The sequence below is a fragment of the Mycobacterium sp. genome (assembly GCF_049280035.1).
GTDB lineage: Bacteria > Actinomycetota > Actinomycetes > Mycobacteriales > Mycobacteriaceae > Mycobacterium.
In genome coordinates this window covers 1-1,998 of the sequence record NZ_JBAPPI010000659.1, presented here as the reverse complement: position 1 = coordinate 1,998, position 1,998 = coordinate 1, and the positions used below count along the sequence as shown (strand labels likewise).

At 62.8% G+C, this 1,998-nt stretch carries 3 protein-coding genes; all 3 read right to left on the bottom strand.

The genetic code is table 11. From position 1 onward, the window contains the following. Positions 1–588: glycosyltransferase family 39 protein (locus tag WAN71_RS21225; protein ID WP_422227220.1), on the bottom strand; the 588-nt coding region annotated here is incomplete at its 3' end. Between the two features lie 86 nt (positions 589–674). Next, positions 675–1,454 (bottom strand): hypothetical protein, encoded by a 780-nt coding sequence (locus WAN71_RS21220; RefSeq protein ID WP_422227219.1) that lies wholly within the window; start codon positions 1,452–1,454, stop codon positions 675–677. 36 nt (positions 1,455–1,490) lie between these two features. Further along, positions 1,491–1,856 (bottom strand): hypothetical protein, encoded by a 366-nt coding sequence (locus WAN71_RS21215; protein ID WP_422227218.1) that lies wholly within the window; start codon positions 1,854–1,856, stop codon positions 1,491–1,493. Positions 1,857–1,998 lie beyond the last annotated feature (142 nt).

Genomic DNA, 1,998 nt, shown 5'->3' with positions numbered 1-1,998 from the left:
GATGAAAACGGCGTGGACGAAAGATAATTGCAGGAGATACACGTCGAGCAGGACCGATATTGCCAGGACAATCCCATAGGACAGCCACACCCAAACGTTGTCACGACGTGTGGCATCAACGAGCAGCACCGCCAGCCACACGGCCGCCATCATCGAAAGGGCATACGGTCGAGCTTCGATGCCTGCCCACGTCGCCCGAGGCAAGATCGCACACACGAGTCCGGAGGCCACGGCGACAGTTCGGGACGACAACTGCTTGCCCAGTACAACGACTCCCGCCGCGGCGCCTCCAATAGCCAAACCGCTTGGCACCCGGGACCAGAACTCCGTCGGCGGGAAAATTGTGAACCAGCCGTGCATCAGCACGTAGTACAGACCTTCGACGGCATCGACGTTGCCCAACATCTGCCACAACTGAGCGAGAGAACGACTGTAGGAGGCCGAAATTGTCGCGGCCTCGTCGTACCAGAAAGACGGACGGCCTGCGCCGGCCAAGCTCACGGTGGCGGCAAACACTGCAACGATCAGCGGGTCCAGCAAAGCTCGCACCGGTGTTGCGGTCAGGCGTCTGGAATACCCGCTGAACACCTCGCCATGGTGCCAGAAGCGCTGCGTGCCCCGGGCGCGGTTGGGGGTTCCGGCGGCGGCGACCCCGCCTCGGGCAGCGCGTCCTTCTAACGAGACTGACGCACCTTGTACGTTGACGGCCAAGACTGTCGGGTGTCGTCGCCCACCAGCGGTGTGCCCAGGCCTCCGACCTTGACGTCGTAGGCCTGCTCTCCGGCCCCGACTTCGCGGTTGGCGTGTTCTTGCGCCAGGTAGTACAGCTCGTCGATAGTGGCCTCGCCGTAGGCAACGAAGGTTGTCTTTCGAACGATGTCGCCGGCCCGGGCGAGCATCAGGGCGGGCAGGATTTTCGTCGCCAGCGCGCCCAGGCCCAACAACGAAAATGGGATGACCCAGTAGCAGATGAACGACAGGGGTGTCTTGGTGTCGAGGATCGTCGCGTCGCGCTGCACGACCGGTGGAATTGCCGACGACACCGTCATGCCCCCGAAGACAGCAACCCAGATCCAGGTCAGCCGCGCAGTGATTTGGCCGAACAGATCGCTCTCGACCACCCCTGGGGGCTGACCCGCTGCGGCGAACTCGTGCACGAAAGGCTTGCCGATCAGCAGGCCGGTAAGGGCAACCAGGAAGATCCCCGCATTGCTCAGTGGCTGCGCCCACCGCTGTATCAACGACGGGCTGAGCAACAACGTTGCGGCTGTCAGCACCAAGAATGTTGCGACAGCCCCGATTTCGAGCGCTCGCCCCGGTGTCCGCGTGGCGCGGCCAACCACCAGCCCGACGACGGCGAGCGCCAACGCAACCAACACCGCAACAAGGAACGGCACGTTACCGACAAGCACCCAATAGACGATCCACGGCGCGAAGCCAAACAGAATGCCCACGATCGGTCAGTGTATGGGCGTGACGGTTGACCAGGGCTACTGGTTGGCTTGCTGCTCGGTTTGTTGAGCCTGTTGCTCGTCTTGCTGAGCCTGTTGCTCGGCCTGGTCGTGTTGTTGTTGGGCCTGTTGTTCGGACTGGATTATCGACTGTATCGCGTTGTTTTCCGCCTGCTGAGCTTCGTCATCACTGTCGTCGACCAGCTGCACGCGGGACGTCGGCGTGGTTGCCTGATCGACCAGCTGCACCGGCGCCGATGCGACGGTTGTTTCGGCGGCGCCGGGCCAACCGGTGCCGAATAGCGCGAACAGTGCGACGGCGGCCGCACCGGCGACAACCACTCCCATCGCACGACGGCGCGCCTTGGTTGAATTGATGTCAGGAGATTCTGTGGTGGTGGTCATCAGCGATGATTGCGCTCGGTCACTAGCTGCAGGCTTGGGCGCAGTTATCGCTTTGCTATGAGACCGACGGCGGTAGCCGATCGGCTACGAAAGTCCGGAAGGTCGGTTAACCTGGACCGGTGCTCGACGCGCAGCCACGGCC